This window comes from Flavobacteriales bacterium, from assembly GCA_013214975.1.
Classification (GTDB): Bacteria; Bacteroidota; Bacteroidia; order DT-38; family DT-38; genus DT-38.
Genome location: JABSPR010000161.1, coordinates 1 through 4,216 on the forward strand (window position 1 = coordinate 1; position 4,216 = coordinate 4,216).

Consider the following 4,216-nt stretch of genomic DNA (forward strand, 5'->3'; position numbering starts at 1 on the left):
ACTTCGAACGATTCCTATTAGGTTGGGCACCTGGACATTGGAAGATGAATGGGTATTCGAAGAAGCAGGTGGTAAAAGCCATTGGTTTATTGAAGTAATTCTTCCCCATAATAATATTCTAGTTCCGTTTATGGCTCTGAATATTATCAGAAGATATTAAGATGGGCTAATTTGTCTCACTTAATTCGGCCTCATTATAATTGTTTATATAGATATACCAGTGATTCCTTATAGCTTGCATTCTAAATTTAGAACCCCAATTTACCTCAACGGCTAAATTTTTAAAAGATTCTAAATAATGTTTTCTACTATTATTGTATGTTCTGAATCCCTCTGTAGATTTATCAAAATCAATTGGAAATATGTATTCTGAACTAAGTTTCTTTCCTACCTTATAATCATTAAGTACTTGAATCGATATTCTATCAAGAGGAGTGGTTATTAACATTCCATTCTTATTATGCTTATAGGTAATACTTGCTTCTATTAATTTACTGCCCTTATAGGTTGCTTCATTAATATGTTCTTTTTTCAATGTTGCCAAATCAACAAATGTCATCCGTTGGTTTAATAATAAAAACAATAGATAATTTCTAGCCTCCCATTTTTCAGGATATAACTCTTTATCAACCTTCATCTTTGAAATATTTATTGCCAAGTAGTAAGAATCTCTATCCATATTTTCATTGGCAACAAAGAAGCTGCAACCAGAGAACAGCGTAATAGTAATTATTCCGCATAAGACTTTAACTATTTTACAGATTCTATTTGTTATTATAATTGGGTCTATTAAGAGCATAATGTATATTTTTTAGTATTTATTATTACATACTAACCCTATACCATTCTATTTTCATAGTGCATTTTGATGAAAATGTTTTATTTCTTGTCTCAAAAAGAGACTTAATACAAAGAAGAAAATCACGGGTTGATTTTAAAGAACTTGAGCAGGAGTGGAGGGGACTATATTCTATAGCCTGGTCGGACTTCGAACGTTTCTTGCTTGGTTGGGCATCTGGACATTGGAAGATGAATGGTATTCTAAAGGGCAAATGGAGAAGGCGATTGAGTTAATTCGTCTAGGTAATTAGGAAGTACTTAAAGCAGGAGTGCTCGACTGTGCACAGTTTAGTTGTAAACTATTTACTTCTTTCTACTAGAAAGTTATAAGAGTACGCTACTATTCAGGGGTTCTTGCTTCTTTTTTCTTCAGCTCTTTGCTAAACTTTATTTTTAAACCAATATAGAAATTGATTCCTTGATTTTGAATTCCAAGTGTTTTGAACCTTGAAAGGTGGTCTATGTAATTTATATTGAGCATGTTTTTAACTCCTGTTGTAATTTCTATCGGATTGCTTTTTGTGTGTATTTCAATGTTTAATCCAGCATTAAGTAAAGTGTAATTGGCGCTTACTGTTTCAAAGATTCCAATTCTGTTCTGATCGAATCTATATATATGGTTGACAAAAATATTTTTGAAATGAACTTTTTTCTTGTGTTTAAATTCGGCGCGAAGGGTAGAGCTAATTTTTGTTTGAGGAATCAATGGTAATCTATTTCCAATTTTGTCTTCCCCAAAAACTGTAGATAAATTACTTTCAATATGAAGCCAATGCACTTTGTGAGGGTGGTAGTGAAGGCCTACTTCTCCACCATAGAGTAATGCATTTGTTTGCTCGAATTTAAAAACAGGGCTGCCATCTATTATGGTATCTGTAGGGATTAAGAATATGTAATTCTGAATTGAATTGAAAAAAGGATTTATGGAAAAGGTCAAATGCTCATGTTGGTAGTCGAAACTAAAATCGGATTGAATAGCCCTTTCACTTATTAGATTTACATCGCCTCTTATAAACCTATTGGTTCCATGATGCACACCGTTAGAGAGTAGCTCTGTAGTATTCGGCGCTCTGAATCCACTTGAAATATTGGCCCTGTATTTTATCTTATTCAATTTATAAACCGCTCCTCCAGAAAAAGTGAAGCCAGTGTAAGTACTTTTAAGTGCAGAGAAAATACTTTCTTCGGTTATCATCTCTTTGGTGTCGATTGATCGAACGTCGGCTCTAATTCCAGATTGAAGTTGAAGTTTATTGAGCTTTAAATTCCCTAGAACAAAAGCGCCTAAGTCGTTGGTGCTGGCATCTGGTATCAAAACTTCTTCTCCGTCATTTAAGTTGTTTTGAAGCATGCCTTGGGTTCCAATTACAACGTCAAACTGATCTTTATAACTAGCCGAATACCATTTTAAATTGTATGTGTAGCTACTTAACTTTAGGCCTAAGGCATGTTCATCTTCACTGTGATTTGTGTGGCTATGTCCATGGCCGTGATCTTCTTCTTCAAATTCTTTTCTGTAATTATTGATATATCCAAGAGTTAAATTAATATTAGATTTTCCTGTAAAAATTACATTGTCAAAACTTAAATTTTGATTTTCAATTGATTGATAGAGTGATTCAAAATTTCTATGTGTTTCTTCCGAAAAAGTACCGTCTTCAACAATTCCGAAGTTGTTTTTAAGATAGCTATACCTAATATTGGAAATCCAGTTTTTAGTATTAAAACCGAAGGAACTTTTAATATTATGTTCATCAAATCGGGTGTTAAGAACTCTGGAAAAGCTTGGAACTTGGTAATCTGCATGGGAAGTATAGGTTCCAAAAAGGTTGAATTTTAACGATCCTTTGTGGATTTTAAAGCCAGCGTTATTCTGTGCCCCCAAAGTATTGAGAAGAAATTTTGATTGAGCAAATCCTTCAACAGTATTATGGCTTGCATACCTTTCATCAATAAAATACAAGACACCACCTAAAGCATCCGAACCATAAAGTAACGAGGCAGGACCTTTAATTACTTCAACACTTTCTATGCCTACATCTCCAACTCCCAATCCATGTTCATCTCCCCATTGTTGGTTTTCAATTCTAATTCCTTGCGCATAAGTAATAATTCTATTGCCCGATAATCCCCTAATAACAGGTTTGCCAATCCCCGATCCCGTAGAAGTTTGATCTACACCTGGAATGGTACTAATTGCTTCTGCTAAATTAAGGGGTGAAGTTTCTTGTAGTTCAGATATTTTCTTGTGATCAATGTTTACAATATTTTCTCCTTGTAATCTACCATTTGGAGCAGACACTACCACCTCGTCTAATCCAATATGACCAGGAAGCATATAAAAGGTTTGTTCTTTTGTGCTGTCTGTATTGATGATATTGTCAACCACATCGTACCCTACAAAAGATAATTGGAGGTGAATGTTTTTTTGTTTGAAGTGCTCAATATGAAAAACTCCCTGCTCGTTTGTAGTTGTTCCAGTCTTTAAGTCCACGAAATACACTTGAACAAAAGAAATTGGTTTGAGTGTTTCTTTGTTCAGAACAGTTCCTTTAAAATCTTGTCCTATAAGATTGATAGCAGAACAGAAGAAAAGAAGAGAAGAGAATAAAATTTTCATTAGAAGAATTATATTTGTAACATTGTTGCAAATATAAATACTCTTTCTGTAAGTGCAACGATGTTGCAATAATTTATTTAATGGATAGCATACTTAAAAGAAAAAAAATGAGTGCAACCCCTTTTAGAAAAGAGGTGCTCGGCGTTTTTGATAAGTACAATGTCGCGATTTCTTTGTCAATTATTGAGGATGAATTGACATCTTACAATCGAGTTACCCTGTACAGAACAATTAAGATTTTTCTCGAGAAGGGAATTATTCATGAGATTAATTTAAATGGAGAAGGTTCTAATTATGCCTTGTGTAAAGAGGAGTGCGGTGATGCCCATAATCATCAACATATTCATTTTAAGTGTAGCAGCTGTTCGCAAGTAACATGCGTTGATATCGACCGATTTCCAAAAATTACTTTACCCAATTTCAAAATAGATCAACTGGAGATTCAGGCTTCTGGCTTGTGTAAAAAATGCAATAAATAAAATGCTTAGAGCATTGTGCACAATGAGTGTAAGTCTTCAAAGAAAGTGTACCAGGGACAAGTAAAATTAAGTCAAATTTGAATAACCTGCGACAGGTATGTTTTTCTGCGTTTTTTCATAGTGTTTTGTTTAATTATTTCTCTTTGCTTAAGCAGTTCTTTATCACGTCCAAAGTATACATCTGATGGAGTTACATTGTTGATTGACTTGTGGTATCTACGGTTGTTGTAATGAATCAACAAACTCTTCCAGTCGATTAATTAAATCATCTGGCATA

The 4,216-nt window shown here is 33.8% G+C and carries 4 protein-coding genes; 2 read left to right on the forward strand and 2 right to left on the reverse strand.

The window, feature by feature from the left end; translation table 11 throughout:
- A partial coding sequence (locus HRT72_05850) for a hypothetical protein (protein NQY67229.1) occupies window positions 1-160 on the forward strand: 160 nt, incomplete at its 5' end.
- A gap of 6 nt (window positions 161-166) precedes the next feature.
- On the opposite strand, the gene HRT72_05855 is transcribed toward HRT72_05850, so the two are convergent.
- Together HRT72_05855 and HRT72_05860 are read right to left on the reverse strand one after the other, a co-directional pair.
- Window positions 167-799, reverse strand: a complete 633-nt coding sequence (locus tag HRT72_05855) for a hypothetical protein (protein ID NQY67230.1) — start codon at window positions 797-799, stop codon at window positions 167-169.
- Window positions 800-1,180: 381 nt separating this feature from the next.
- Complete coding sequence (locus HRT72_05860; GenBank protein NQY67231.1) at window positions 1,181-3,460, reverse strand: TonB-dependent receptor; 2,280 nt, start codon at window positions 3,458-3,460, stop codon at window positions 1,181-1,183.
- A gap of 80 nt (window positions 3,461-3,540) precedes the next feature.
- Between HRT72_05860 and HRT72_05865 the strand changes: the two genes are divergently transcribed.
- Entirely contained in the window at window positions 3,541-3,939 is a 399-nt protein-coding gene (locus tag HRT72_05865; protein ID NQY67232.1) for a transcriptional repressor, read from the forward strand.
- The last annotated feature ends 277 nt before the right edge of the window (window positions 3,940-4,216 follow it).

Bases quoted from the DNA above. Each gene is read 5' to 3' on its own strand.
- HRT72_05860 (NQY67231.1), bottom strand. From the start codon at position 3,460: ATGAAAATTTTATTCTCTTCTCTTCTTTTCTTCTGTTCTGCTATCAAT.
- HRT72_05865 (NQY67232.1), top strand. From the start codon at position 3,541: ATGGATAGCATACTTAAAAGAAAAAAAATGAGTGCAACCCCTTTTAGA.
- HRT72_05855 (NQY67230.1), bottom strand. From the start codon at position 799: ATGCTCTTAATAGACCCAATTATAATAACAAATAGAATCTGTAAAATA.